This window comes from Azospira sp. I13, assembly GCF_003112695.1.
Lineage (GTDB): Bacteria > Pseudomonadota > Gammaproteobacteria > Burkholderiales > Rhodocyclaceae > Azospira.
Map to the genome: position 1 here is coordinate 185,890 of NZ_BFBP01000007.1, position 26,992 is coordinate 212,881.

19 protein-coding genes are annotated in these 26,992 nt (G+C 66.9%); 12 read left to right on the plus strand and 7 right to left on the minus strand.

The window, feature by feature from the left end; all coding sequences use genetic code 11:
* Window positions 1–1,518: an aldehyde dehydrogenase family protein gene (locus AZSI13_RS07715; RefSeq protein ID WP_109040593.1), complete on the plus strand. Its 1,518-nt coding sequence runs from the start codon at window positions 1–3 to the stop codon at window positions 1,516–1,518.
* A 100-nt stretch (window positions 1,519–1,618) separates the two neighbouring features.
* Here the strand turns inward: AZSI13_RS07715 and AZSI13_RS07720 are convergent, their stop codons facing one another.
* A complete protein-coding gene (locus tag AZSI13_RS07720; RefSeq protein ID WP_109040594.1) occupies window positions 1,619–4,108 on the minus strand; it encodes an EAL domain-containing protein in 2,490 nt (829 codons plus the stop codon).
* Window positions 4,109–4,452: 344 nt separating this feature from the next.
* Here AZSI13_RS07720 and AZSI13_RS07725 point away from each other — a divergent pair, with 344 nt between their 5' ends.
* From AZSI13_RS07725 to AZSI13_RS18165, 8 genes are all read left to right on the plus strand, one after another.
* On the plus strand, window positions 4,453–5,955 hold the full coding sequence (locus AZSI13_RS07725; RefSeq protein WP_109040595.1) for a sodium:solute symporter family protein: 1,503 nt from the start codon (window positions 4,453–4,455) through the stop codon (window positions 5,953–5,955).
* Window positions 5,956–6,113: 158 nt separating this feature from the next.
* Entirely contained in the window at window positions 6,114–7,346 is a 1,233-nt protein-coding gene (ppk2, locus tag AZSI13_RS07730) for a polyphosphate kinase 2 (protein ID WP_235609708.1), read from the plus strand.
* Between the two features lie 168 nt (window positions 7,347–7,514).
* Window positions 7,515–7,724, plus strand: a complete 210-nt coding sequence (gene thiS, locus AZSI13_RS07735) for a sulfur carrier protein ThiS (RefSeq protein WP_109040597.1) — start codon at window positions 7,515–7,517, stop codon at window positions 7,722–7,724.
* A gap of 63 nt (window positions 7,725–7,787) precedes the next feature.
* A complete protein-coding gene (locus AZSI13_RS07740) occupies window positions 7,788–8,573 on the plus strand; it encodes a thiazole synthase (protein ID WP_109040598.1) in 786 nt (261 codons plus the stop codon).
* A 6-nt stretch (window positions 8,574–8,579) separates the two neighbouring features.
* Window positions 8,580–9,806 (plus strand): hypothetical protein, encoded by a 1,227-nt coding sequence (locus AZSI13_RS07745; protein ID WP_109040599.1) that lies wholly within the window; start codon window positions 8,580–8,582, stop codon window positions 9,804–9,806.
* Window positions 9,807–9,845: 39 nt separating this feature from the next.
* Window positions 9,846–10,604: a tRNA (guanosine(46)-N7)-methyltransferase TrmB gene (gene trmB, locus AZSI13_RS07750; protein ID WP_201262332.1), complete on the plus strand. Its 759-nt coding sequence runs from the start codon at window positions 9,846–9,848 to the stop codon at window positions 10,602–10,604.
* Between the two features lie 191 nt (window positions 10,605–10,795).
* On the plus strand, window positions 10,796–11,788 hold the full coding sequence (locus AZSI13_RS07755) for an ABC transporter substrate-binding protein (protein ID WP_165833387.1): 993 nt from the start codon (window positions 10,796–10,798) through the stop codon (window positions 11,786–11,788).
* Window positions 11,785–14,646, plus strand: coding sequence for an EAL domain-containing protein (locus AZSI13_RS18165; RefSeq protein WP_109040601.1), 2,862 nt, complete (start codon window positions 11,785–11,787; stop codon window positions 14,644–14,646). Before AZSI13_RS07755 ends, AZSI13_RS18165 begins: the two co-directional genes overlap by 4 nt.
* Before the next feature lie 493 nt (window positions 14,647–15,139).
* On the opposite strand, the gene bamE is transcribed toward AZSI13_RS18165, so the two are convergent.
* The 6 genes from bamE to AZSI13_RS07790 all read right to left on the minus strand — a co-directional run bounded on the left by bamE (window position 15,140) and on the right by AZSI13_RS07790 (window position 24,007).
* A complete protein-coding gene (gene bamE, locus AZSI13_RS07765) occupies window positions 15,140–15,661 on the minus strand; it encodes an outer membrane protein assembly factor BamE (protein WP_201262333.1) in 522 nt (173 codons plus the stop codon).
* Window positions 15,658–16,827, minus strand: coding sequence for a two-component system response regulator (locus AZSI13_RS07770; RefSeq protein ID WP_109040602.1), 1,170 nt, complete (start codon window positions 16,825–16,827; stop codon window positions 15,658–15,660). The genes bamE and AZSI13_RS07770 overlap by 4 nt, the downstream gene beginning before the upstream one ends.
* Window positions 16,824–20,801 (minus strand): response regulator, encoded by a 3,978-nt coding sequence (locus AZSI13_RS07775; RefSeq protein WP_109040603.1) that lies wholly within the window; start codon window positions 20,799–20,801, stop codon window positions 16,824–16,826. The genes AZSI13_RS07770 and AZSI13_RS07775 overlap by 4 nt, the downstream gene beginning before the upstream one ends.
* A 55-nt stretch (window positions 20,802–20,856) precedes the next feature.
* Window positions 20,857–22,050 (minus strand): multidrug effflux MFS transporter, encoded by a 1,194-nt coding sequence (locus AZSI13_RS07780; protein ID WP_109040604.1) that lies wholly within the window; start codon window positions 22,048–22,050, stop codon window positions 20,857–20,859.
* 71 nt (window positions 22,051–22,121) lie between these two features.
* Window positions 22,122–23,627 carry a YifB family Mg chelatase-like AAA ATPase gene (locus tag AZSI13_RS07785; protein ID WP_109040605.1) on the minus strand — a complete coding sequence of 502 codons (1,506 nt, stop codon included), beginning with the start codon at window positions 23,625–23,627 and terminating at the stop codon, window positions 22,122–22,124.
* Window positions 23,628–23,770: 143 nt separating this feature from the next.
* Window positions 23,771–24,007, minus strand: coding sequence for an accessory factor UbiK family protein (locus AZSI13_RS07790; protein ID WP_109040606.1), 237 nt, complete (start codon window positions 24,005–24,007; stop codon window positions 23,771–23,773).
* Window positions 24,008–24,284: 277 nt separating this feature from the next.
* Here AZSI13_RS07790 and AZSI13_RS07795 point away from each other — a divergent pair, with 277 nt between their 5' ends.
* The 3 genes from AZSI13_RS07795 to amt are packed head-to-tail and all read left to right on the plus strand — an operon-like array spanning window position 24,285 to window position 26,983.
* Entirely contained in the window at window positions 24,285–25,076 is a 792-nt protein-coding gene (locus AZSI13_RS07795) for a TorF family putative porin (protein ID WP_109040607.1), read from the plus strand.
* A gap of 59 nt (window positions 25,077–25,135) precedes the next feature.
* Window positions 25,136–25,474, plus strand: coding sequence for a P-II family nitrogen regulator (gene glnK, locus AZSI13_RS07800; RefSeq protein WP_014235874.1), 339 nt, complete (start codon window positions 25,136–25,138; stop codon window positions 25,472–25,474).
* A gap of 12 nt (window positions 25,475–25,486) precedes the next feature.
* Entirely contained in the window at window positions 25,487–26,983 is a 1,497-nt protein-coding gene (gene amt / locus AZSI13_RS07805) for an ammonium transporter (protein ID WP_109040608.1), read from the plus strand.
* The last annotated feature ends 9 nt before the right edge of the window (window positions 26,984–26,992 follow it).

Here is a 26,992-nt window from a genome sequence, read left to right on the forward strand (position 1 = left end):
ATGAGCGAACAGCTATTCAGCCGTCTCGGCCTCGGCGAATTCAATCCCGCCGCCGCCCTGGGCGATGGCTCCTGGCGCGACGGCCACGGCGGCTTCGCCTCCATGACACCAGTGCTGGGGCTGCCCCTGGCCCTGGTGGGCCGCGCCACGGAAGAAGACCGGGAAGCGGTGGTGCAGCAGGCCTGCCGCAGCTTCCTGCACTGGCGCGACGTGCCGGCGCCCCGCCGCGGCCTGCTGGTGCGGGACCTGGCCATCGCCCTGCGGGAGCACAAGGCCGATCTGGCCACCCTGCTGGCTATTGAAGTGGGCAAGATCCGCAGTGAGGCGGAGGGGGAAATCCAGGAAATGGTCGACATCGCCGACTACGCCGTCGGCCTGTCACGCCAATACCATGGCCTCACCCTGCCCTCGGAACGGCCCCGCCACCATCTGCTGGAACGCTGGCAGCCCCTGGGGCCGGTAGCGGTCATCACCGCCTTCAATTTCCCTGCTGCGGTGTGGGCCTGGAATGCCTTCATCGCTGCCGTCTGCGGCGACACGGTGGTCTGGAAGCCCTCGCCCAAGGCGCCCCTGACGGCTATTGCCATCCAGCGCATCGCCGACGAGGTAAGCCGGGACCATGGCGCCCAGGGCGTTTTCACCCTCTTGCTGTCGGATGAGGCGGAACTGGGCCAGGCCCTGGCGGACGACCGGCGCCTGCCCCTGGTCTCCTTCACCGGCAGTTCCGGCGTTGGCCGCCAGCTGGCCCAGAGCGTGGCGGCCCGCTTCGGCCGCTGCCTGCTCGAGTGCTCCGGCAACAACGCCGCCATCATCGACGCCAGCGCCGACCTGGAGCTGGCCATCCCCGCCGTGGTCTTCGGCGCCGTCGGCACCGCCGGCCAGCGCTGCACCAGCACCCGTCGCCTGCTGGTGCACGAAGCCCGCTGGGACGAGGTGGAGGAACGGCTGACGCGGGCCTTCAGCCGCATCGTCAGCGGCGACCCCCTGGCTCCCGGCGTGCTGCTGGGGCCCCTCATCGACGAGGATGCGCGCGCCGAGTTCGTCGGCGCCGTGGCCCAGAGCCTCGCCGAAGGCGGCACGGTGCTACACGGCGGGCGCCCCCTGCCAGGCCATGGGTTCTATGTGGAACCCACCCTGGTGGTGGCGGAAAACCATTGGCCGGTGGTGCAGCGGGAAACCTTCGCCCCCCTGCTCTACCTCATCCGCTGCCCGGATTTCGAAACGGCCTTGAAGCTCAACAACGCAGTGCCCCAGGGCCTCTCCTCTTCCCTGTTCACCCTGGACCTGCGCCATGCGGAGCGCTTTCTTTCCGCCGCCGGCAGCGATTGCGGTATCGCCAACGTAAATGCCGGCACTTCCGGCGCAGAGATCGGCGGTGCCTTTGGCGGAGAAAAGGAAACAGGGGGCGGCCGGGAAGCCGGTTCTGACGCCTGGAAAGCCTACATGCGGCGCCAGACCCAAACGGTCAATTACGGCTGCCAGCTGCCCCTGGCCCAGGGCGTGCATTTCGACGCATGAGGCGCGGTGGCAGGCCCCGGCTGCAGCCGGGGCCGATTTCGGCACATCAGCACTCCAGCATTCCAAGCCATCCGGCCACTCCTGCCGGCCACGCCCGCCGCTACTCGGCCGAGGCTCCCGTCGCCCCTGGGGCGCCGGCCAGCACCTGGGCCACGGCCTCCGGCGGCAGGGGGTGGGCGAAGAGGTAGCCCTGGGCGGCGTGGCACCCCAGGCGATGGAGGAATTCCCGCTGGGCGGGGGTTTCCACCCCTTCGGCCACCACCCGCAGGCCCAGCCCCTGGCTGAGGCCAATGATGGCGCTGACGATGGCGGCGTTGTCGCTGCCGTGTTCGAGATCCTGGACAAAGCTGCGGTCCACCTTCAGGCGGCGCACCGGGAAACGCTTCAGGTAGTCGAGGGAGGCGTAGCCGGTACCGAAATCGTCGATGGCCAGAGCGACGCCCATGGTCGCCAGCTCCTGCAGCACCGCGCCGGTGGTCTCGACATCGGCCATGGCCACGCTTTCCGTCAGCTCCAGTTCGAGCGCCCCGGGCTCCAGGCCGGCGGCGGCCAGGGCGGCCGCCACCCGCCGCGGCAGGTCCGGTTGCAGGAATTCCCGGGCGGAGAGATTCACGGCTACCGGCAGGGGCGGCAAGCCGGCCTGCCGCCAGGCCTGCATCTGGCGGCAGGCTTCATTCAGGATCCAGTCCCCCAGGGGCAGGATGAGGCCGCTGGCCTCGGCAGCGGGAATGAAGTCTTCCGGCAGCCGCAACACCTCGCCATCCTGCCAGCGCACCAGTGCTTCCAGGCCCGTGATGCGGCCACCGGGCAGTTCCACCTGGGGCTGGTAGTGCAGCACAAAGTCGCCCTGGGCCAGGGCCCGGCCCAGGCGCTGCTCGAGGGAAGCCCGGGCGGCGGCCCGCTCGTTGAGGGCGGGAATGAAGAAACGCACCATGGCCCGGCCCTGCTGCTTGGCTTCGTACATGGCTAGGTCGGCGTGGCGCAGCAGGGTTTCACCGTCGCTGCCATCGCCGGGATAGACGGCAACGCCGATGGAGGGCGTCACCTGCAACTGGTGGCTGGCGGCAAAGAAGGGCAGGGAGAGGGCCCCCAGGAGCTTGTCGGCGGTACGGCCGGCAGCCAGGTTGTCCTCCAGGTCCGTCAGCAGGACGACGAACTCGTCGCCGCCGAGGCGGGAGACCAGGTCGGTATTGCGCACCGCGCCCCGCAGGCGGGTGCCGACCATGATCAGCAGTTCGTCCCCCACTTCATGGCCGAAGGTGTCATTGATGGCCTTGAAGCGATCCAGGTCGAGGAAGAGCAGGGCGAAGTGGCGGCCGCTGCGGCCGGCACGCTCGATCTCCTGCACCAGGCGGGTATGCAGCTGGTTGCGGTTGGCCAGGCCGGTCAGGGCGTCGTGCTCGGCCAGGTGGCGGATGCGCTCCTCCTTGGCCTTGCGTTCGCTGATATCGGAAAACACCGCCACGTAATGGGTGCTGCGGCCGCCGTCGCGCACCGCGGTGATGGTCAGCCACTTGGGGTAGACGGAGCCGTCGGCCCGGCGGTCCCAGATTTCCCCCTGCCAGCGCCCTTCGTTGCGCAGGGACTGCCACAGAGCGGCGTAGAACTCCGGCCCGTGGCGACCGGAGCGGAGGATGCGCGGCGACTGGCCGATGACCGCTTCGGGCCGGTGGCCGGTAATGGCGGAGAAGGCCTGGTTCACGGAGACGATGCGGCCTTCGGTGTCGGTGACCATGATGGCTTCGCCGCTGGCCTCGAAAGCTTTCTGGGCCAGCAGCAGGTCGGCCTCGGTGCGGCGTTGCTCGGTGACGTCCATGCCGCAGGCCACCACGTAGTCCAGGCGGCCGGCGTCGTTGGTGATGCTGGCGTTGCGCCAGACGATACGGCGGCGCTGGCCGTCCCGGCTCAGCCAACAGTTTTCGTAGGTATGGGGAAAATCCCGGCCGCGCAGCTGGCGGAAGCGGGCCCGGGCCGTTTCCCGGTCTTCCTCGGGGATCAGGAAATCGGCGAAATGGCGCCCCACCACTTCTTCCGGCCGGTAGCCAGTAAGACGGCTGCTTTCACTGTTGAAACGGACGATAAGCCCTTTCCGGTCCAACACCACCACCAGGGCAGCCACCGTATCCAGAACAGCGGCGGAAAAGGCGGCCTCCTGCTTCAGGCTGTCCTGCAACTGCTTGAGGTCGGTGACATCCTGATGCACCGACAGGGCGCCCACCTGCTGGCCATTGGCATCCCGCAGGGGTGCAGCGGAACTGAGGATGGTGCGCTGGGAACCGTCGAAGCCCTGAATCTCGATCATTGCCCCACGACGGGTTTCGCCCCGTACCGCCGCCCGGGCCAGGGGCCAGTCCTCGGCCTTGAGGGCCGCACCGCTGTCGGCCCACCAGCCGCGGTAGGCGGAGTATTCAGCCAGGCCGACGTAGCGGGCGCCGCCCCACAGGGCTTCGCCGCTGCGGTTGCCCAGGAGGATGCGGCCCTGGCCGTCGGCAATCCAGACGCCCACCGGCAGGCACTCCAGCAGTTGCCGTAGCAGTTCACCATCGCTCGAGAAAAAGCCAAGTGCTGTTGGCTCCCCGTATTTGTCCATGTCTATCCTCTGCACCGCAAATGCTCTCTGGTTTTCGTTATGTCAAAGCACTTTCCATTCCCCGGGACGGTACGTCAATAGGGAGATTCCTGACTTGGTCCTAGGTCTGGAGGTAGCGGCCAAGCCAATGAATATTATGAATTTGTGACATTCCGGGCCGCCCGCCCCGGCGGCGTCACACGGCAGACGGCCGGCGCACCGTCCCAGTGCATTTTCCAAAACCCTGGGAAATCGGCCCAAGACCCTGATTTGTCACGCTTAAAGCGGAAACGTTCGCTGTCGAAAAACAGCTATACTGGCGCGTTTTTTCAACTTCCCCTGCCTGCCCCGGCGATTTTGCGACCATGACCACGCTCCTGGCCTTCGTCATCCTTTACCTTCTGGTCTCCATCGGCATCGGTCTCTATGCCGCCACCCGGGTCCATAGCGCCAAGGATTTCGCTGTCGCCGGCCGCAGTCTGCCCCTGCCGGTGGTCACCGCTACGGTGTTCGCCACCTGGTTCGGTGCCGAGGCCGTGCTCGGGGTTTCCGCCACCTTCGTCAAGGAAGGGTTGGGCGGCGTCGTTGCCGACCCTTTCGGCGCTTCCCTCTGCCTCATCCTCGCCGGCCTCTTCTTCGCCAGCAAGCTGTACCGGATGAACCTGCTGACCATCGGCGACTACTACCGGCTGCGCTACAACCGCACTGTCGAGGTGCTCACCACCCTCTGCGTCGTGGTCTCCTACCTGGGCTGGGTCTCGGCCCAGATCAAGGCCCTGGGCCTGGTCTTCTTCGTCGTCACCGGCGGTGCCGTGTCCCAGGAGGCAGGCATGATCCTGGGCGCCCTCATCGTGCTGACCTACACCACCTTCGGCGGCATGTTCTCCGTCGCCATCCTGGATTTCGTGCAGATCACCGTGATCATGGGCGGCATGCTCTACATCGGCTACGTCATCTCCGGCCTCACCGGCGGCGTCGGCACCGTGGTCAGCCATGCGGCAGCGGCGGGCAAGCTGGACTTCTTCCCCAAAGGCGGGCTGGAGGTGTGGGTGCCCTTCATCGGCGCCTGGATGACCATGATGCTGGGCTCCATTCCCCAGCAGGACGTGTTCCAGCGCATCACCTCGGCGAAGAACGAGAAGACCGCCATCCGCGGCTCGCTGCTGGGCGGCAGCCTCTATTTCGCCTTCGCCTTTGTGCCCATGTTCCTGGCCTACGCCGCCACCCTGATCGACCCGGCCATGTTCGGCGAGCTACTGCAGCAGGATTCCCAGCTGGTGTTGCCCACCCTGATCCTGCAGCACACGCCGGTGTTCGCCCAGGTGGTGTTCTTCGGCGCCCTGCTCTCGGCCATCATGAGCTGCTCTTCGGCCACCCTGCTGGCGCCTTCCGTGGCCTTCTCCGAGAACATCCTGCGCGGCTTCTTCCCGCGCATGCCGGACCGCACCTTCCTCCTCGCCATGCGTACGGTGATCGTCTGCTTCGCCGCCACCGTGCTGCTGTTCGCCCTCAATTCCAACGAGAGCATCTTCCACATGGTGGAGAACGCCTACAAGATCACCCTGGTCACCGCCTTCATTCCCCTCTTCGCCGGCCTCTACTGGAAGAAGGCCAATACCCAGGGCGCCCTGGCTGCCATCTTCGGCGGCTTCTTCGCCTGGATCCTGATGGAGGTGCTGGGCCCGGAGAATCCCACCTGGCCGCCCCAGGTGCTCGGCTTCATCGTTGCCGCCATCGGCATGGTGGCCGGCTCCTTGCTGCCCCACTGGGTGGGCCGCCCCAGCCCCCTGCCGCCGAGCCATGAACACCACGCAGCGGGCCTCACCCATCACGTGGGCGAACACCCCCATCGCCACGACAGTCGCTGAGCCAAAGCAGCGACGGCGCCCCGGCGCTACGTACGGCCACCCCGAGTACTTCGGCAGAAAAAATGCCACTTGAGTCACACCCGACAACCTTCATTTAGGCGCACAATGCTCTCTTTGCCGCCGCCCGGAAGACCAAGACGGGCGCCGGATTCCCGCCCATGACCCGGAGCAAGAGAACGATGGACAAGAAGGTCAGCAAGCCTGCCGCCCCCCGCGCCACCCCCGCCCGTACAACCACCACCAAAGCTGCCGCAGCCCCTGCGGTCACGCCCCCCGCCAAACCCCGCCCCAGCCGCGCCCGCCCGGTGCAGGCAGGCGATGTGGCGCCGGCAAAGAGTGCCGAGGGCGTGGAAAAATTCGAAGTCGCCCAGGCGGTGGCTGCTGCCCAGAATTCCAAGGTGGTGGCCATGCGCGACATCCTCGCCCGCACCCCGGGCAGCGACCTCAAGTCCGTGGCCAAGACCCTGGAAGCCATTGTCGCCGGCGCTTCTCCCGACGATGTGAAGATGCTGCGGGACACCCTGTTCAAGGACGAGACGCCGGCGGACAAACTGCCGGTGAGCCCGGACGACCAGCTCTCAGACGAGTGGCGCACCGGTGGCTATCCCTACAAGAATCTGATGACCCGCAAGAACTACGAGAAGCAGAAGTACCGCCTGCAGGTGGAACTGCTGAAGCTCCAGGCCTGGGTCAAGGAAACCGGGCAGCGGGTGGTGATCCTCTTCGAAGGCCGGGATGCGGCCGGCAAGGGGGGCGCCATCAAGCGTTTCACCGAGCACCTGAATCCCCGGGGCGCCCGGGTGGTAGCCCTGGAAAAGCCCTCGGAAGTGGAGCGGGGCCAGTGGTATTTCCAGCGCTACATCCAGCACCTGCCCACCGCCGGCGAGATCGTCATGTTCGACCGCTCCTGGTACAACCGGGCCGGCGTGGAACGGGTCATGGGCTTTTGCGACCAGGACGAATACGCCGAATTCATGCGCCAGTGCCCGGAGTTCGAGCGCAACCTGGCGCGCAGCGGCATCCACGTCATCAAGTTCTGGTTCTCCGTCAGCCGGGCCGAGCAGCGCCGCCGTTTCAAGGAACGGGAAACCCACCCCCTGAAGCAGTGGAAGCTCTCCCCCATCGACCTGGCCTCCCTCGACAAATGGGAGGATTACACCAAAGCCAAGGAAGCCATGTTCTTCTACACCGACACGGCGGACTCCCCCTGGACCGTGGTCAAGTCGGACTGCAAGAAGCGGGCGCGTCTCAATGCCATGCGCTACATCCTGCACAAGCTGCCCTACAACAATAAGGACATCGACCGCATCGGCCCCCTCGACCCCTTACTGGTGGGCCGGGCCAACGTGGTGTACGAGCGCGGCGAGAAGGAAGGAACCCCCATCCTGTAAGGGCCGCCCGGCCCCTCCCGGCTTCTCCGTGTCATTGCACCGCTCGGCTCCGGCGCCGCTTGCCGGGGCCGGCCGGTGATTTCCACGCCATGACCCGTGGATTTGCCGCCCCCTGGCGGTATTCCCCGGCCAAAACGTGGGGGCGGCCATGGTAAAATCCGCCCCCTTATGGAAATCGTCATCAACGGCGAAAGCCGCCAGTTCCCCGCTGCCCCCACGCCCTTTACCGTTGCCGCCCTGGTGACGGCCCTGGGTTATGCCGGCAAGCGCATCGCCATCGAACGTAATGGCGACATCGTGCCCCGCAGCCAGCATGGCGACACCGCCCTGGCCAATGGCGACCGCATCGAAATCGTCGTCGCCGTCGGCGGCGGCTGACCCGTGCCTGCGCCACAGGCGCCGCAACGCTCTCCTCACCCTTTTCAGCCTGGAACCGCATCCATGGAACAACTGACCATCGCTGGCAAGACCTACGCCTCCCGCCTCATCGTCGGCACCGGCAAGTACAAGGATTTCGCCGAAACCCGTCAGGCCATCGATGCCTCCGGGGCGGAAATGGTCACCGTGGCCATCCGTCGTACCAACATTGGCCAGGACCCGAACCAGCCCAATCTGCTGGATGCCCTGCCCCCCAGCCAGTTCACCATCCTGCCCAACACCGCCGGCTGCTACACCGCCGACGAAGCCGTGCGCACCCTGCGCCTGGCCCGAGAACTGCTGGACGGCCACGCCCTGGTCAAGCTGGAAGTGCTGGGGGACCCCACCACCCTGTTCCCCAACATGCCGGAAACCCTGAAGGCCGCCGAAACCCTGGTCAAGGAAGGCTTCCAGGTCATGGTGTACTGCGCCGACGACCCCATCCAGGCCAAGATGCTGGAAGAGATCGGCTGTGCCGCGGTAATGCCCCTGGCCTCCCTCATCGGCTCCGGCATGGGCATTCTCAATCCCTGGAACCTGCGCCTGATCATCGACAACGCCAAGGTGCCGGTGATCGTTGATGCCGGCGTCGGCACGGCCTCCGACGCGGCCATCGCCATGGAACTCGGCTGCGACGGGGTGCTGATGAACACCGCCATCGCCCATGCGCAAAATCCGGTGCTCATGGCCAGCGCCATGAAAAAGGCAGTGCAGGCCGGCCGCGAGGCCTACCTGGCCGGCCGCATGCCGCGCAAGCTGTATTCCGCCGACCCCAGCTCCCCCACCACCGGCCTCATCGGCAAGAACTGAGAGCCGATGCGCCGCTTTCGCTCCACCCTCCTGGCTGCCCTGGCCAGCCTGGCCCTGCTGGCCCAGGCACCGTTGCGGGCCGAGGATGGCGGCCTGAAGGCGATGCCCCTGGAGCCGGGCCAGCCCAACCTGCTGGAACTGCTGCAACGCCTCTTCGTACCGGCAGATGGGGGCAATGGCCCCCGCACCACGCCGCGAGGTGTGGTGCTGCCGAACCATCCAGCCCAGTCAGCCACACCGGCAGCAGCCACCACCGTGGCCCCCGCAACCCCAGAAACACCGGAGACTCCGGCAGCCCTCGCGGCGGAGGCGACGCCCGAACCCCAGGCCCCCGCCACCTCCCTGCCCCCCCCTGCCGCCGGCGAGGAAACCGTGGCCCAGCCCCTGGCCGGCCCCGGCTTCGAAGAAAAATCCCTGGCCCAGCCAGCGCCCTTGCCGCCGCCGACCGCGGCCGCTCCCGCCGTGCCCCCCGGTACCCCCACGCTGCGCCGTGAACGCCTGGGCTACGCCTTCGGCCACCCGCGCATCCTGGCCCAGCAGACCCTCTTCGGCCTGGCCCACGGTATTGCCCTGCTCGGACGCAGCTGCGCCCGCGTTCCCGGTAGCGGCGAAGCAGCCCGAGAGGCCTACGCCACCTGGGAAGCCGCCAACCGGGACTACATCACCCAGGCCGAAAGCGAACTGGCCCGCTACTACTTCACGCCACCGGCCAGCGAAGTGCGCCGCCTGGATCTGGTGCAGGCCCTCAACCTCAAGTCCGACCTGGGCCTGCCGACGGATGGCCCGGAACTGGAAGCGGCCTGCGGCAGCCTGCCCCAAGCCCTTGCCAAGCCCCGTTACGATCTGGCCACCCAGTGGCTGCTCAAGGGTGACGTGGAACGCCTGCGCCGCGCCACGGAAACCCGGGAGCTGGTCAGCCAGTGCCGCCAGCAGGCCGATGCCGAGAATCTGCCAGCCTTGGATGCTGCCCTGGCTGCCTGGGAGGACGCCAACAGTCTTCAGGCCAGTGAAGCCCGGGAACGCCTGGTGGCCGACATGAGCAGCCAGCCTGACCCCCGCCACCCGGAACAGCCGGTGGATGGGCAGGCAATGATGGAAAAATGGCAGGACGAATTGCGCCGCACCGTCGGCCGGCGCCTGGCCTATGGCGCTGCCGAGGCCTGCCCCGGCCTGGCCGCCGCCCTGGCGGGCAAGCACCACGCCCTGGAACATGCTTTTGACGCGGAATTCTGACCTCCCGGCCAGCCCCGCACGATACGTTTGAGGAACACCATGCAAGACCCGCACGACGATGCCATCGAACCCGCCGACCTGATCGCCGAGTCCGGCGCCGGTGAAGACAACCCCCTGGCCAAACGCCCCATCCGCAGCTTCGTGCTGCGCCAGGGCCGGGTCTCCAGCGCCCAGCTGCGCTACCTGGACGACATGATGCCCAAGGTCGGCATCGCGTACCGTCCCGAGGCCCTGGATTTCGCCGCCACCTTCGGCCGCGAAGCCCCCACGGTATTCGAGATCGGCTTCGGCATGGGCGAGACCTCGGCCAAGATCGCCACCGCCCGGCCCGATACCAACTTCATCGAGGTGGAAGTGCACACCCCCGGCGTCGGCAGCCTGTGCAAGCTGGTGGCCGAGGGTGAAATCGGCAATATCCGCATCATCCAGCACGACGCCGTGGAAGTGCTGCGGGACATGATCCCCGAGAACTCCCTGGCCGGCGCCCACATCTACTTCCCCGACCCCTGGCCGAAGAAGCGGCACCACAAGCGCCGCCTGGTGCAGCCGCCCCTCATCACCCTGCTGGCTTCCCGCCTGGCCCCCGGCGGCTACCTGCACTGCGCCACCGACTGGGAGGAATACGCCCTCCAGATGCTGGAAGTGCTCTCCGCCGAACCCCTGCTGGAAAACACCGTGGACAACAGCCACGGCGGCTTCGCCCCGCGCCCCGACTACCGCCCCCTGACCAAGTTCGAGCAGCGCGGCATTCGCCTCGGCCATGGCGTGTGGGATGTGATTTTCCGCCGCCGCGCCTGACCTCGGGTATCACGCGGGTGTGCCCCGGATGTAGCTTGCAGCTGACATCGCATCCCGCGTTACATCCGGCTTTCCCGCCAATTTCATCCGGATACCGGCCTGGCTTCACGTCAGGCCCTCCCCGATAGGCCCCTGCCGGGGTTTATCCGGATTTCATGCGATACTGTCCGCTCCCTTTCTCCCGTCAAATCATGGTCGCTGCCCCCGTCGCCGCCCCGTTCAGTTCCGGACGCCGGCGCCTGCTCCTGGCAGGCGGCGCTGCCCTGCTCGCGGCCTGTCAGCGGGGGGCGCCCCAGCCCCCCCTGCGCCTGGCGACCAACGAATGGGCCGGCTATGAGCCACTGCACCTGGCCCGGGAGCGCAATTACTGGGGCAATGCGCCCATCCACCTTTACGAGCTGCCCTCCACCTCCGAAGTGCTGCGGGCATTCCGCAACGGTGCCCTGGATGGCGCCGCCCTCACCGGCGACGAGGCCCTGGGCCTGCTGGCCGACCAGATGGATATCCGGGTGGTGCTGGTACTGGATATCTCCAATGGCGGCGACGCCCTGGTGGCCCGCCCCGACATCCAGCGTCTGGAAGACCTGAAGGGGCGCCGCATCGGCGTGGAAAACCAGGCCCTCGGCGCCTACGTGCTGACCCAGGCCCTGGGTGAGGCAGGGCTGACTCCGGCCGACGTTTCCATCGTCCCCCTGACGGCCGACACCCACGAAAACGCCTACGTGGCCGGGGCCGCCGACGCAGTGGTGACCTTTGAGCCTGCCCTCTCCCGGCTGCAACGCCTGGGCGCCCGCAAGCTCTATTCCAGTCGCCAGATGCCGGAAGGTATCTTCGACCTGCTGGTGGTGCGGGAGGAGGCCTGGCGACAGCACCAGAACACCCTGAAGACCCTCAGCAACGGCTGGTTCCGGGTGCTCGACGAACTGCGGGCCGATCCCTCGGGCACCGCTGCCGCCCTCGGCCGCCGTACCCAGACTTCCGGCAACGACATGCGCCTGGCCCTGGAAGGCCTGATCCTGCCCGATCGGGCCGAGAACCTGCGCCTGCTGGCCGGCCACCCGCCGGCCATTGCCGTGCCCTTGCAGCGCCTGGCCGAGGTGATGCAGAGCCAGCACCTGATCTCCCAACCTGTGGATAGCCGTCGCCTGCTGCCGGCCGATCTGGCTAAGGTGCTGGCGCCATGAGCCTGCTCGATCGCCTGGAGCGGATTCCCGCGGCCTTCCGCCTGCGCCTGCTGCTTCCCCTGGTACTGTTGCTCTTCGCCGCCGTCGGCTCGGTGTATGTGGCGGTGCACTGGTATCAGAACGCCAGTGCCCGCATCCAGCAGGAAAGCCGGGAAACCCTGGGGGTACTGATGCGCCAGCTGCAGGACATCCTGGCGGAGCGCCTGGTCCTGGAGAACATGGCCCAGGCCAAGGCCCGTCTCTCTGCCACGGCCCTGCATCCGCGCATCCGCACCCTGATCCTGGCCGACGACAACGACCAGGTGATCTTCGCCAACCGTTATCTCTGGCAGGGCGAGGAAGCCGCCCAGGTCAGCCGCTACCAGGCCGAAGAGGCCAGCCAGGTCATGGTCCGGGAACAGCACCAGGTGAGCCTGGACGAAAGCGGCGAAACCCTCACCGGCTATTTCCCCATCGTCATGGACCTCACCCACGGCTCCCTGCGGGGCCTGCGCCGAGGCATCCTCTACGTCGAGTACGACATTGCCGCCCCCCTGGCCACAGCCCGCAGCGAAGCTATTTACGAATCCCTGAAAACCGGCGCCCTCTCCCTGCTGGGAGCCCTGCTGCTCTCCCTGTTGCTGGACCGCTGGGTGACCCGCCGCCTCAACCTCATCTCGGCGGCCGCCCGGCGCCTGGGGGAAGGGGATCTGGGGGTGCGCATCAACCTCGCCGGCGAAGACGAAATTGCCACCCTGGCCCACCAGTTCGACCAGATGGCCCTCAGCCTGACCCGCAAGCAGGAGGCCCTGCGCAGTACCGACGCCATGCTGCAGGAACACGTGCAGTTCATGCACACCCTGATCGAAGCCATTCCCAGCCCGCTCTTCTACAAGGATGCAAAGGGCCGCTACTTGGGCTGCAACGAGGCCTTCCTCGGCTACATCGGCAAGGAACGGGAAGCCTTCCTCGGCAAGAGCGTATACGACCTGGCGCCGCCAGAACTGGCGGCCCGCTATGCCGCGGCCGACGAGCTGCTCTTCAACGCCCCGGGCAAGCAGGTGTATGAGGCCCAGGTACGCTACGCCGACGGCGTGAACCACGACGTGATCTTCAACAAGGCCACCTTCCGCGATGCCCAGGGCCAGGTGGCCGGGCTGGTGGGGGTGATGGTGGACATCACCGAACGCAAGCGTAACGAGGAAGAACTGCGCCTGGCGGCCAAGGTCTTCGACACCTCCAACGAAGCCATTCTGGTCACCGACGCGGAGAACAACATCCGCTCGGTGAACCGGGCCTTCACCGAAACCACCGGCTACGCGGCGGAGGAAGTAATCGGCCGCAACCCCCGCCTGCTCTCCTCCGGCCACCACGACAAGGTCTTCTACCGCCGCATGTGGGAGGCCCTCAACACCCAGGGTTACTGGCAGGGGGAAATCTACGACCGACGCAAGAGCGGCGAGATCTACCCGAAGTGGACCCGCATCAACGCCATCCGCGACAGCCAGGGCAAGATCGTCAACCACGTCGCCGTCTTCTCCGATATCTCCGACCGCAAGGCCCTGGAAGAGCGGCTGCAGTTCCTCGCCCAGCATGACCACCTGACCGGCCTGCCCAACCGCAACCTGCTGCGCCTGCGCCTGGAAGAGCAAATCGCCTCCGCCGCCGAGCGGGCCAGCGGCGCCCCGGCCCCGGTGGCCCTGCTGCTGATGGACCTGGACCACTTCAAGACCATCAACGACTCCCTCGGCCACCATGCCGGCGACCAGCTGCTGCAGCGGGTGGTTCGCCGCCTCAAGGGTGTGCTGCGGGAAAGCGCCACCCTCAGCCGCCAGGGGGGCGATGAATTCCTCATCGTGCTGCCCCAGTGCCAGGAGCCGGCCCAGGTGTCCCGGGCCGCCGAGACCCTGCTTGCCACTCTCGCCGCCCCCTTCGAGGTGGATGGTCACCCCCTGAGCATCTCCGCCAGCATCGGTATCAGCCTGGCGCCGGACGATGGCAACGACTTCGACACCCTGCTGAAAAAGGCCGACACCGCCCTGGTGCACGCCAAACAGGGCGGCCGCAACACCTACCGCTTCTTCACCGAAGCCATGAACGTCAGCACCCTGGAACGCCTCAACCTGCAGCAGCGCCTGCACCAGGCCCTGGAGCGCCAGGAGCTAGTGCTGTACTACCAGCCCCAGCTGGAACTGGCCGGCGGCAAGGTGGTGGGGGTGGAAGCCCTGCTGCGCTGGCAAACGCCGGAAGGCCTGATTCCACCGGGCCAGTTCATTCCCCTGGCGGAAGAAACCGGGCTGATCGTGCCCATGGGCACCTGGGTCATCCAGGAAGCCTGTCGCCAGGCCCGGGCCTGGCTGGATGCGGGCCTGCCGCCCATGACCGTGGCGGTGAACCTGTCGGCCCTGCAATTCCGCCGGGACGACCTGCTCAAGACCGTCGGCGACGCCCTGGCCGCCAACCAGCTGCCCGGCTCGGCCCTGGAACTGGAACTGACCGAATCCATCCTGATCCAGGATGCGGAAGCCACCCTGGCCACCCTCAAAGCCCTCAACGCCATGGGCGTGCTGCTCTCCATCGACGACTTCGGCACCGGCTATTCCAGCCTGGCCTATCTCAAGCGCTTCACGGTGGACAAGCTGAAGATCGACCAGAGCTTCGTGCGCGACATCACCAGCGACGGCGACAGCGCCGCCATCGTCCGCGCCGTGGTGCAGATGGCTGCCAGCCTGAAGCTGAAGACCATCGGTGAAGGGGTGGAAACCGAAGAACAGGCTGCCGCCCTGCGGGAGACCGGCTGCGACGAGGTACAGGGCTATCTCTACGCCCGGCCCATGCCGGTGGACGCCTGCGAAACCTATCTGCGCGGCCGGGCCTGAACCTCCTTGAACCGGCCTGAAGATTCCTGCTCAGGCTGAAGCCGACCGGGAACGGCCAGCCGCAACCGCGGCGACGGCAATCATGGCGGCGGCTCCGGCCACGGCGCCATTCCCCCAAAGCGGAACCCGAAGGCAATTCAGGCAAATCCAGTTGAACCCGGAGAACTCAGGGTTAAAATTTGACTGCCCTGGAAGGCAATAAGGACGCCATTCTTCGTCGCCTACCACAGGAAATCAAGGCTGGGCGCTGCGCTCCAGCCATGCCCGCGTCCTTCCTTGGGTTCCGGGCAGTTATCGGTCTCCCTGACCAGCACGACGGCCCGGGCAACGGACATCCAGCCGATCAGAGAACATGGTCCCCCGCGCCGGATGCGATGGCGCGATCACCCATCACCCGGCCTTCCCTCACGCTGCTCCGCGGCTTCTCCACCCCGCCAGAAGCGGCAGCGGGGCGGCAAGGTTGCGCCCTTGCCAGCCCGCGCTCAGTCCTAGCTCAGCCCTTGATTTCCTGGCGACGGGAGGTACCGGCCACCTTGCCGTCGGGGCCGAAATGCACGTGGAAATGCCACTCTTCCGTGGCCGCCGCGGGCCCGGCGATGCGCCAGTCCCACACCGTTTCCGGCTTGGCCGGATAGCGATTGACGCTGCCCGGCCGGCCCAGGATGCGCCGCACCTGGGCTTCATCCATGCCCGGCTCGATACGGGCGTAATGGGCCTCCGTCAGCACCTGCTCAACACTGCGCAGCACCCGGTCCGGGCCCAGGGTGATCATGTAGGTATCCACCCCCTGGGGGCCCCGGGGGTATTCCCAGGTCAGGCTGCCGTCGTCGTTGCGCCACTCCATGGCCGGGTTGCCGAAACGCTCCTGCACCTCCCGGGCGGTGGAAACGCCGGGGCGCAATTCCTGCAAGGCGAAATAGTCGCAGCCGGCGGTGGCCCCCAGCAGGGCGGCCAAGCCAAACAGACGGGATAGGTGGAATAGTCTGCACAGGCGGTGCCGCAGGCCGGGCTTCATGATGCCTCCCCCGCTTCACCGAACACCGCCCGCACCCGTTCCGCCTCGGCCTGGGCGTCGGCTTCACCATCGAGGAACTGTGCGGCGATGCAGCGGAAATCTTCGGCGCAGGCGAGAAAGGCATCCACCATGTCCGGGTCGAAATGCCGGCCCCGGCCTTCGCGGATGATGTCCACCGCCTGTTCATGAGGAAAGGGCGGCTTGTACACCCGGCGGCTGATGATGGCGTCGTAGACGTCGGCCACCGCCATCAGCCGGGCGGAGATGGGAATCTCTTCACCCCGGAGGCCCAGGGGATAGCCGGAACCATCCCATTTCTCCTGGTGGGAATAGGCGATTTCCCGGGCAAAGCCAAGGAAGGTATTGGGCGAATCGAGACAGTCCTCGGCGTGACAGATCGCATCCCGGCCCAGAGTGGTGTGGGTTTTCATGACTTCGAACTCTTCCGCCGTCAGCTTGCCCGGCTTGAGCAGGATGCGGTCGGGAATGCCGACCTTGCCGATATCGTGCAGGGGGGCCGACTTGTAGATCAGGTCGATGGTGAACTCGTCGAGGAAGTCGGCAAAGCGGGGGTGGGATTGCAGGTGCCGGGCCAGGCAGCGCACGTAGTGCTGGGTCCGGCGGATGTGGTTGCCGGTCTCGTTGTCCCGGGTTTCCGCCAGGGAGGCCATGGCCATGATGGTGACGTCCTGGATGGCCGAGACTTGCCGGGTGCGGTGCTGCACTTCGGCTTCGAGAAAGGCGTTCTGGTCCTTGAGAAAATCCCGGGAGGCCTTGAGGGTCAGGTGAGTCTGCACCCGGGCCAGGACGATGGGCGGGCTGACCGGCTTGGTGATGTAATCCACCGCCCCCAGGTCGAAGCCCCGCCGCTCGTCCGCCACCTCGCTGCGGGCGGTGAGGAAGATGAAGGGAATGTCGGCGGTGGCCGGATCGGCCCGCAGGGCCCGGGCCACTTCGAAGCCATCCATCTCCGGCATCATGATGTCGAGCAGGATGAGGTCAGGCCGGGGCTCCGTGGCGGCCACCCGCAGGGCCCGCTCGCCGTTGTTGGCGACCTTGATGCTGTAGCGGTCCCGCAGCAGCTCGGCCATGAGGGCCAGATTGTCCGGGGTGTCATCCACCACCAGGACGACCGGCTTGTGGGTGAAGTCGAGATCAAGGCTCACGATGTCGATTCCTTTGCGTGGCCCTGCAGCAATGCCAGGGCGTGGTCGTAGTCGTAATTGCCGATGGCCCGCTCCAGGGCCAGCAGGCTGGCGGGCGCCCAGTCCAGGGCGAGCAGGGGGCGGAGGGCGGCAAAGGTGTCGCCGGCCTGGATGTCGCTGGCCTCCAGCTGCTGGGCCAGACGGCCCAGGGCTTCCTGCAATTCCGCCTGCTGGGCAGCAGAAAGGCGGGCAGCCGGCGGCGTGGCCTCGGCGCGCACGGGGGCGTCGGCGGCCGCGGTGGCGGCCGATGCCTTGCCGAGGTTGGCGCCGATGGACTGCACCACCTCGTCGAGGGCATGTTGCAGGGTGGCCAGGGCGCTGGAAAGGGCCTCCGCATCCGCCTCCCGGCGCAGGGCGCCTTCGAGAACGGTGGCGGCCTGCTGCAAGGTTTCGGCCCCCAGGTTGCCGGCCACGCCCTTGAGGCTGTGGGCCAGCCGCTCCGCATCTTTGCGGTTGCCGGCGGCCAGCAGGTCGGCCAGGCAATTCCCCTGTTCCCGGTAGCGATCGGCAAACTGCAACAGCAGGCGGTTGTAGAGGGCACCGTTGCCGGCCATGCGGGCCAGGCCCTGGGGCATGTCGAGGCCGGCGATGGACGGCAGGCCGGCGGGGGCGTCGCCGGCCGCCCGGGCGCTACTGTGCAACCGCACTGCCAGGGGGGCCCAGCGCTCCAGGGCAGCAGCCAGGACGTTCGGGTCGATGGGCTTGGCCAGGTGGTCGTTCATACCCACGGCCAGGCAGTGCTGGCGCTCTTCCGCCATGGCATGGGCGGTCATGGCGAGGATGGGCAGGCGGGCGAAGCGCTGCTGCCCGCGCAGCCGGCGGGTGGCGTCATAGCCGTCCATTTCCGGCATCTGCAGATCCATCAGCACCAGATCAAAACTGCCGTCGGGGGAGCGTTCCAGCAGCTCGACGGCCTGCAGCCCGTTATCTACGGCGCTCACCGTCACGCCCATGGATTGCAGCAGTTCAGCAGCAATCTGCTGATTGATCTCGCTGTCTTCCACCAGCAGTACGCGCAGGCCGTCCAGCCGGGTCGGGGGCGCCACCAGGGCCGGCAGCAGGTGGCCAACCGGAGCCTCGCTGCCCTGGTCCACCAAACCCACCAGCACATCGAACAGGGTGGAGGCACTGACCGGCTTGATGAGGATGCCGGCAACCCCCAGGCTGGCCGTCTGCTGGCGCAGCTCTTCCTGGTCGTAGGCGGTGACCATCACCACCTGGGGCCATTGTTCGGGGGGCAGCATGTCCTGCAGCCGGACGATGGCAGCAACGCCGTCCATGCCGGGCATCTGCCAGTCGAGGAAGAGTACCCGATAGGGGTCGGACGAGGGCTGGGCGGTCTGCAGCAGCACCAGGGCTTCTTCGCAGGTGGCGGCGAGGTCGGGCCGCAGGTCCAGATGGCGCAGGGCCTCGCCGAGAATCTCCCGGGCCGCCGCATTGTCGTCCGCCACCAGCACCCGCAGGCCGGCCAGGGCCGCCGGCAGGGCGCGGGGCCGGGCTAGGCCCTCGGCCCGGCCGAACCAGGCGGTGAAGCAGAAGGTACTGCCCTCACCGAGGCGGGAATCGACCCAGACGGTGCCCCCCATCATTTCCACCAGGCGCCGGGTGATGGAAAGGCCCAGGCCGGTACCGCCGTATTTGCGGGTGGTAGAGCCGTCGGCCTGGGTGAAGGCCTGGAAGAGGCGGGCGCTCTGCTCGGGCGTCATGCCAATGCCCGTATCCTCGACCCAGAACTGCAGCTTGACCCGGTCCCCCACCTGATCCACCGGGCGGGCGCTGAGGGTGATCTGGCCCCCCTCGGTAAACTTGATGGCGTTGGAGACCAGATTGGTGAGAATCTGGTTGAGGCGCAGGGGGTCGCCCACCAGCCCGACCGGAGTACCGGGGCTAAGGTTGAAGAGCAGCTCCAGCCCCTTCTCGTTGGCCTTCATGCCGAGGACGCTGGCCACGTTGCCCAGTACGTCCTCCAGGTTAAAAGGCAATTCCTCCAGGGACAATTTGCCGGCTTCGATCTTCGAAAAATCCAGAATGTCGTTGATGATGCCAAGCAGGGAAATGGCGGCGCCGTGGATCTTGCCGACATAGTCCCGTTGCTTCGGGCTGAGTTCGGTTCTCATGGCCAGATGGGCCATGCCGATGATGGCGTTCATGGGGGTGCGGATTTCGTGGCTCATGTTGGCCAGGAAGAGAGACTTGGTGGCGGTGGCCTGCTCCGCCGCCTCCCGGGCCCGGCGCAGCTCTTCCTCCATGCCCTTGCGGTCGGAGATATCGGCCACCACGCCGACCATGCCACCGGGGGAACCGTCTTCATTGCGGAAACCGTTGGCCCAGTAGAGCACGTCGTGGCGGCGGCCGTCGGCAAACTGCAGGGTCATCTCCCGGTGGCTGAGCAGGCCTTCCCGGGCCACGGTGAGGGCGGTTTCCTGCAACTCCCGGCGCTCGTCATCGGTGAGGAACGCCAGGTCCGCCACGGTCTTGCCGATGATGTCCCGCCGGCGCACGCCGAAGGTGCTTTCGTAGGCCTTGTTGCAGCCGAGGAAGCGGCCTTCCGCATCCTTGAAGAAGACCGGGTTGGGCATGCTGTCGATGATGGCTTCGAGCAGCAGCAACTGCCGCCCGGCTTCCTCCTGCGCATCCTCCAGTTCCCGGGTGCGCTGGGCCACCCGCTCCTCCAGGCGCTGGGTGGCATCCTGCAGGGTTTCCCGCATGTGGGCCTGGGAGCTGGCCAGGCGGTCGATTTCCTGCCAGCCGGTATGCACCATGGAACCGGGGGAGAAATCCAGGTTGCCGATGCGTTCGCTATCCACCACCAGCCGCTCCAGGGGTCGCGCCACTCGCCGGGCCAGGCGGGCCGCCATGAAGATGCCGATGCCCAGGGCCAGGGCGGCCAACAGGACCAGCAGGAAGATATCCCGCAGGGCGCCGGGGACGAAGTCGCGCAGCGGTGCCTGGGCCACCAGCCAGAGCTGGCGTGATTGCAGCAGGTAGGGCTGGATGCTGGTTACCCAGTGGTCCTCCCCCAGGGTGGCGAAGTAGGCACCCCGGCCGTGTTCCTCCCAGTGGGCCACCGCCTGGCCGAGGGGTTGCAGGGGGCTGTCCGCCGCCGGCTGCATTACTGCGGCCTGGATGGCGCCATCGCTGAGATAGGCCGGATGGCGTGGCAGGGCCAGCAGGCGGCCTTCGCCAGTGAGGATGGCGGCATGGCCGCCCTCGCCGACGGTCAGGCCGCCGGTGAAACGGGAAAGGTCGGCCAGCAGCACGTCGAAGGCGATGACGTAGGTTTCGCCGTCCTGGCGCCAGCGGGTGGAAACGGTGATGCCCGGTTCCCGGGTGGTGAAGAAGGTGTAGGGCTCGGTCCAGTGCAGGCCGTCATCCCGCTCCAGGGCCAGGGCACCCTGGTACCAGGGGCGCTGCCGTGGGTCGTAATCCCGACGCTGACGCTCTTCGGAGAGCAGGGTGCGGGCATCCTTCCACACCAGCCAGCGCACTTCCTTGCCCCAGCGGGCCACATCCGTCAGGCGGTTGGCCCAGGTGCCATCGGGACGCTGCAAAAGCATGATCTCCCGCCCCCGGTTGTCGGCGTAGAGGGCCGAGGAGACCACCGGGGAATGGAGCAGCACCGGCATCACCCGGCTGTTGAAGTGGCGCACGTCGTCCAGGCTTAACTCGCCATTTTCCCCCCAGGCCCGGGCCACCCGGGCGATGTACTCCACCTGCATCACCTTCTGGTCCAGGCGCCCCTGCATGGCGGCCATGGCGCTGCGCATCTCCCGGGCCGCCAAGTCTTGCACGGCGGGGCGGATGATGAGGCTGTAGAGGCCGAAGGAGAACAGGGCAATGGAGACGAAGACCAGGGCCGCCACCCGGATCAGCAGGCTGCGGCGTATGGTCGAACGTCGGGCAGAAGCAGCGGCGGAGGTCAGGGCAGAAAGCATCGACGACACCTACCGTCATAGGAATTTCAGTATAGCGGTGGGGCGCAAAAAAATGTCAGTCGGATGCCTGACGCGGCGCCTCCCGGGCATACCACAGGGTGCAGGCGGCCCCCAGGACGAGCAGGCAGGCCGAGCCCAGGGCCAGGTGCCGGGTGCTGCCCCACAGCAGCGGAGCCAGCAGGGCGGCGGCCAGGGAATTCATCACCGACTGCAGGAAGGCCTGGCAGGAGGCGGCCAGGCCCCGCTGCAGGGGAAAGAGGTCCAGGGCCATGAGGGTCAGGCAGGGCATGGCCATGGCCATGCCGACGTTGTACACGACGAAATGCAGCACGCTCCAGGGCAAGCCCGGCGGCAGGCCGAAGCTGACGCCAAGGTTGAGGGCCAGGCCGACAGCCATCAGGCCGTAGCCCCGCTGCACGGTGGCCAGGGGTGAGAGGTGCCCGGCCAGCCGGCCGCTGATCCAGGAGCCCAGCATCAGCCCGGCCATGGCGGGGCCGAACAGCCAGTAGAACTCGGTTTCCGAGCGGCCCAGGTGTTCCATGAGAAAAACCGGGGCCGACATGACGTAAAGGAAGAAGCCGAGGAAGTTGAAGGCGATGGCAAAGGAGGCGGAGAGAAAGCCCCGGGAGGTCAGCACCGCCCGGTAGGCCGCCAGCAGGTAGCCGGGGTGCAGGGGCTGGCGTGCCGCCGCCGGCAGGGTTTCGGGCAGCCAGCGCCAGCAGGCGAGGAGCAGGGCCAGGGTGGCCAGCACCATGAAAACGAAGATGGAACGCCAGCCGAAAGCCACGTGCAGCCAGCCGCCGATGATGGGGGCGATGGCCGGAGCCAGGGCAAACATGATGGCCACGTGGGCCATCAACTTCTGGGCCTCCGCCCCTTGGAAGACATCCCGCACCACCGCCCGGCCGACGACGATGCCGGCCCCCGCCGTCATCCCCTGCAAGGCACGGAACAGCCACAGCTGCTCGATGCTGGTGGCCAGAGCGCAGCCGACGGAAGCCAGACCGAAGAGCACCAGGGCGACCAGGATGACCCGGCGGCGACCCAGGGCATCCGCCAGGGCGCCATGCCAGAGCGTCATCACGGCGAAGGGCAGCAAGTAGGCGGTGAGGGTCTGCTGCACCTCCAGGGGGGATGCACCAAGGCTGCTGCCGATCTCTGGAAAGGACGGCAGGTAGGTATCGATGGAGAAGGGTCCGAGGGCGGACAGGGTGGCCAGCAGAATGGCCAGATGGCGATAGGCGATCACGGATAACTCGGGCAGGGGGCCAGGACGACAAGGGCCCGGAGAAGCGCGCCGGTAGCCGGGTACAGAAAGGCTCAGACGCCAGTGCTGCGGCGATAGTGCAGGGCCTCGGCCACCTGGGGGGCACCGATGTCCGGCAGCGCCGCCAGATCGGCAATGCTGCGGGCCACCCGCAGTACGCGATGGTAGGCCCGGGGCGACAGGTTGAGGCGGTGCGTGGCCTGCCGGAGCAGGGCTGCTGCAGCTTCGTCCGGACGGCAATGGTACTCCAGTTCATCCCCTTCCAGCCGGGCATTGCTCCTGCCCTGGCGAGCCTGCTGGCGCTCCCGGGCGGCAACCACCCGTTGCCGCACCACCGCCGACGGCTCACCGGCCGGCGCCGCCTGGATTTCCTCCGGCGTCAGGTCCGGCACTTCCAGCATCAGGTCGATGCGGTCGAGCAGGGGTCCAGAAAGGCGGCCCTGGTAACGGGCCACCTGGTCCGGCGTGCAGCGACAGACCCGCCGCGGATGGCCGCGATAGCCACAGGGGCAGGGGTTCATCGCTGCCACCAGCTGGAAGCGGGCAGGAAACTCGGCCCGGGCCGCTGCCCGGGAGACGTGGATCTGGCCGCTTTCCAGGGGCTCCCGCAGGGCCTCCAGGACCCGGCGGTCGAACTCGGGCAATTCATCGAGAAACAACACTCCGTGGTGGGCCAGGGAAATTTCTCCGGGACGGGGTTGCACGCCGCCCCCCACCAGGGCCACCGCCGACGCCGTGTGATGAGGGGAACGGATAACGCGGCGGGAGAACTGCTCCGGCCGAAACTGGCGCACCAGGGAGAGCATGGCTGCCGACTCCAGGGCTTCCACCTCGGCCATGGGCGGCAACAGGCCGGGCAGGCGAGCCGCCAGCATGGACTTGCCGGTGCCCGGCGGCCCGGCCAACAACAAGGAATGGCTACCGGCAGCGGCGATCTCCAGGGCCCGCTTGGCCTGGGCCTGGCCTTTCACATCCCGCAGGTCCGGATAGATGTCATCTGCCGGCGGCGGCAGATCGGCGGCCTCCGCCAGGAGCGCCTGGCCCCCCAGGTGGGCACAGACCGCCAGCAGATTCTCGGCGGGCAGGATGGACATGGCGGGATGGGCACGGCGCACCCAAGCGGCTTCGGCTCCGTCGTCCTTCGGCAGGATGAAGGCGTGGCCGGCCCGGGCAGCAGCCAGCGCCATGGGCAGCACGCCCCGCACCGGGCGCAGGGCGCCGGAGAGGGACAACTCACCGACGCATTCGCAGCCTTCCAGGGATTTGACGGGAATCTGGCCGGAGGCGGCCAGGAGGCCAAGGGCGATGGGCAGATCGTAGCGCCCCGATTCCTTGGGCAGGTCGGCCGGCGCCAGGTTGACGGTCACCCGCTTGGCGGGAAATTCGAAGCCGCTGGTGATGAGGGCGGCCCTTACCCGCTCCCGCGCCTCTTTCACCTCGGCTTCCGGCAAGCCCACCAGGGTGAAGCTGGGCAGGCCGTTGGCCAGATGCACCTCGACGGCCACCGGTGGTGCCTCCATGCCCGCCAGGGCACGGCTATGAACGAGGGCGAGGGGCATGGTCGCAGCAGCGGAGTGAGTAAGGCCCACAGTGTAGGCGGATCAATGACAATTGACTATCAACCGCTGCGGCAACAATGTGGTGCTTTGCCCGTCGGGAAAACCACCGGGCGGGGCCGGAAGCCCGGCCCGGTAAGGGGAACTCAGCGGCCCTGCTGCTCCAGGGCGGCGATGCGGGCTTCCAGGTCCTTCAGCTTCTCCCGGGTACGCAGGAGGATCTGGGCCTGTACGTCGAACTCCTCCCGGGTCACCAGGTCCAGCTTGCTGAAGAAGGCGCCGGCCATGGCCTTGACGTTCTTTTCAATGTCGGCGGCGGGGGTGGCGGCCATGATGCCGGCCAGGCGGCTGGAGAATTCTTCAAAAATCTTGGGATCGAGCATGGCGCGGACTCCGGAAAAAAAGGGGCGGTCGGGCAGATGGGCGCCGAGTTTAGCATGGGGCGATAGAAGACTTTGATGCCCCCGGCACTGCCCCGTTCCGGGCAGCACTGCTTTGGTGCGCCGCTTCATGGTGGTGCGCCAGCCCGGTGCGCCTCTTCGGGAAATGCACTAGCGTGCCTTGTTAATTATTTGATTTATATTAAAAATAAAGTTGGCACGGGGTGTGCTAACGGTCCATGCAAGCTTTTTATTTCCGAAAAACATCAGGAGTCCCATTATGCGCAAGACCATTCTCGCCACCGCCGTTCTGGCCGCCCTGGCCGCTTCCGCTTCCGTCATGGCCCAGGAAGCCGCCGCGCCCGCCAGCGAGCACACCTTCACCGCCAACGTGACCCTGGCCTCCGAATACATCTACCGCGGTATCGGCCAGACCAACCGCAAGCCCGCCATCCAGGGTGGTTTCGATTACTCCCACGCCAGCGGCCTGTACGCCGGTGTCTGGGGCTCCAACATCTCCTGGCTGAGCGATGCCGGTAACGGCACCAGCTCCTCCGCCGAAATCGACCTCTACGGCGGCTACAAGAACACCTTCGCCGGCGGCGACTGGAACTACGACCTGGGCGTGCTGCGCTACAACTACCCCGGCACCTTCCCCGCCGGTTTCACCAAGGCTGACACCACCGAACTGTATGGCGCCATCGGCTGGAAGTGGCTGACCCTGAAGTACTCCCATGTCGTCTCCAGCCACATCTTCGGCTTCACCGGCGCCAACGGCCTCGACAACACCCGCGGTTCCGGCTACCTGGAACTGAACGCCGCCTACGACCTGGGCGACGGCTGGGGCGTGCTGGGCCACGTCGGTCACCAGAAGATCAAGAACAACGGCGATGCCTCCTACACCGACTACAAGGTGGGCGTGACCAAGGATGTGGGCTTCGGCACCGTCGGCCTGTCCTACTGGACCACCGATGCCAAGGCTTGCGGCGACGCTACCCCGGTGTACTGCAATGCCTTCAACAAGGACCTGGGCAACGGCCGCGCCCTGCTCTCCTTCACCAAGACCTTCTAATCCACTTTTCCGTTCGCTGCACCCCGGGGCTCACCCCGGGGGCAATTTAGGAGAAAGCTATGAAACTGGTTACCGCCATCATCAAGCCCTTCAAGCTTGACGAAGTGCGTGAAGCCCTTTCCGCCATCGGCGTGCAGGGCATCACCGTTACCGAGGTCAAGGGCTTCGGCCGCCAGAAGGGCCACACCGAGCTGTATCGTGGCGCCGAGTACGTGGTCGACTTCCTGCCCAAGGTGAAGATCGAGGCCGCCGTGAAGAACGAGCTGCTGGATCAGGTCATCGAAGCCATCGAGAAGTCCGCCAGCACCGGCAAGATCGGCGACGGCAAGATCTTCGTTTTCGACGTTGAACAAGTCATCCGCATCCGCACCGGCGAAACCGGTGAGGATGCTCTGTAAAGGGGAAACGCCATGAAACGCTTTCTTGCTGTTCTGGCCCTGTTCGGCGTCATCGGTCTGTCCGCCGCGCCGGCCTTCGCCGACGACAAGCCCGCTGAAGCGGTAACCGCCCCGGCGGCCGAAGCAGCTGCCGCCCCTGCTGTAGCCGCTCCGGCAGCTGCACCGGCAGCGGCCCCGGCTGAAGCTGCCGCTACCCCGGTGCCCAACAAGGGCGACACTGCCTGGGTCATGGTCTGCGCCGCCTTCGTCATCCTCATGAGCATCCCGGGCCTGGCCCTGTTCTACGGCGGCCTGGTCCGCTCCAAGAACATGCTCTCCGTGCTGATGCAGGTGTTCATGGTCTTCTCCCTGATTTCCGTGCTGTGGGTGCTGTACGGCTACAGCATCGCCTTCACGGAGGGCAATGCCTTCTTCGGCAGCCTGGACAAGATCTTCATGAAGGGCGTGACGCCGGATTCCGTCGCCGCCACCTGGTCCAAGGGCGTGGTCATCCCCGAGTTCGTCTATGTGGTCTTCCAGGGCGCCTTCGCCGCCATCACCTGCGGCCTGATCATCGGTTCCTTCGCCGAGCGCATCAAGTTCTCCGCCCTGCTGGTGTTCGTGGTGCTGTGGTTCACCTTCTCCTACCTGCCCATGGCCCACATGGTCTGGTATTGGGCCGGCCCCGATGGCTACATCGATGCTGCCGCCGCCGAGAAGCTGGGCGCCACTGCCGGCTTCCTCTTCCAGAAGGGTGCGCTGGACTTCGCTGGCGGTACCGTGGTGCACATCAACGCCGCCGTTGCCGGCCTGGTGGGTGCCTTCCTGATCGGCAAGCGGATCGGCTACGGTCGTGAATCCATGGCCCCCCACAGCCTGACCATGACCATGATCGGTGCCTCCCTGCTGTGGTTCGGCTGGTTCGGCTTCAACGCCGGCTCCGCCCTGGAAGCCAACGGCTCCGCTGGCCTGGCCTTCATCAACACCTGGCTGGCCACTGCTGGCGCTACCCTCTCCTGGGTCTTCGCCGAATGGCTGCTGAAGGGCAAGCCTTCCATGCTGGGCGGCGCTTCCGGTGCCGTCGCTGGCCTGGTGGCGATCACCCCGGCCGCCGGCTTCGTCGGTGTCATCGGTGCCCTGGTCATCGGCCTGCTGGCTGGCGTGGTCTGCCTGTGGGGCGTCAATGGCCTGAAGCGCCTGCTGGGTGCGGATGACTCCCTCGACGTGTTCGGCGTCCATGGCGTCGGCGGCATCCTCGGTGCCACCCTGACCGGCGTCTTCGCAGCCCCCTCCCTGGGCGGCGTGGGCATCTGGGACTACGTCACCAACGCTGTGGCGGAAACTTACTCCATCGCTGACCAAGTGATCGTGCAGCTGACCAGCGTAGGCTTGACCGTCGTCTGGTCCGCCGTGGTCTCCGTGATCGCCTACAAGCTGGTGGATATGCTGATCGGCCTGCGCGTCCCCGAAGAGGAAGAGCGCGAAGGTCTGGACATCACCTCCCACGGCGAAAGCGCCTACCACCTTTAAGCAACACGG

Bases quoted from the DNA above. Each gene is read 5' to 3' on its own strand.
- AZSI13_RS07715 (WP_109040593.1), top strand. From the start codon at position 1: ATGAGCGAACAGCTATTCAGCCGTCTCGGCCTCGGCGAATTCAATCCC.
- glnK (WP_014235874.1), top strand. From the start codon at position 25,136: ATGAAACTGGTTACCGCCATCATCAAGCCCTTCAAGCTTGACGAAGTG.
- thiS (WP_109040597.1), top strand. From the start codon at position 7,515: ATGGAAATCGTCATCAACGGCGAAAGCCGCCAGTTCCCCGCTGCCCCC.
- bamE (WP_201262333.1), bottom strand. From the start codon at position 15,661: ATGAAGCCCGGCCTGCGGCACCGCCTGTGCAGACTATTCCACCTATCC.
- ppk2 (WP_235609708.1), top strand. From the start codon at position 6,114: ATGACCCGGAGCAAGAGAACGATGGACAAGAAGGTCAGCAAGCCTGCC.
- AZSI13_RS07755 (WP_165833387.1), top strand. From the start codon at position 10,796: ATGGTCGCTGCCCCCGTCGCCGCCCCGTTCAGTTCCGGACGCCGGCGC.
- AZSI13_RS18165 (WP_109040601.1), top strand. From the start codon at position 11,785: ATGAGCCTGCTCGATCGCCTGGAGCGGATTCCCGCGGCCTTCCGCCTG.
- AZSI13_RS07775 (WP_109040603.1), bottom strand. From the start codon at position 20,801: ATGCTTTCTGCCCTGACCTCCGCCGCTGCTTCTGCCCGACGTTCGACC.
- AZSI13_RS07740 (WP_109040598.1), top strand. From the start codon at position 7,788: ATGGAACAACTGACCATCGCTGGCAAGACCTACGCCTCCCGCCTCATC.
- AZSI13_RS07795 (WP_109040607.1), top strand. From the start codon at position 24,285: ATGCGCAAGACCATTCTCGCCACCGCCGTTCTGGCCGCCCTGGCCGCT.
- trmB (WP_201262332.1), top strand. From the start codon at position 9,846: ATGCAAGACCCGCACGACGATGCCATCGAACCCGCCGACCTGATCGCC.
- AZSI13_RS07725 (WP_109040595.1), top strand. From the start codon at position 4,453: ATGACCACGCTCCTGGCCTTCGTCATCCTTTACCTTCTGGTCTCCATC.
- AZSI13_RS07720 (WP_109040594.1), bottom strand. From the start codon at position 4,108: ATGGACAAATACGGGGAGCCAACAGCACTTGGCTTTTTCTCGAGCGAT.
- amt (WP_109040608.1), top strand. From the start codon at position 25,487: ATGAAACGCTTTCTTGCTGTTCTGGCCCTGTTCGGCGTCATCGGTCTG.
- AZSI13_RS07790 (WP_109040606.1), bottom strand. From the start codon at position 24,007: ATGCTCGATCCCAAGATTTTTGAAGAATTCTCCAGCCGCCTGGCCGGC.
- AZSI13_RS07745 (WP_109040599.1), top strand. From the start codon at position 8,580: ATGCGCCGCTTTCGCTCCACCCTCCTGGCTGCCCTGGCCAGCCTGGCC.
- AZSI13_RS07785 (WP_109040605.1), bottom strand. From the start codon at position 23,627: ATGCCCCTCGCCCTCGTTCATAGCCGTGCCCTGGCGGGCATGGAGGCA.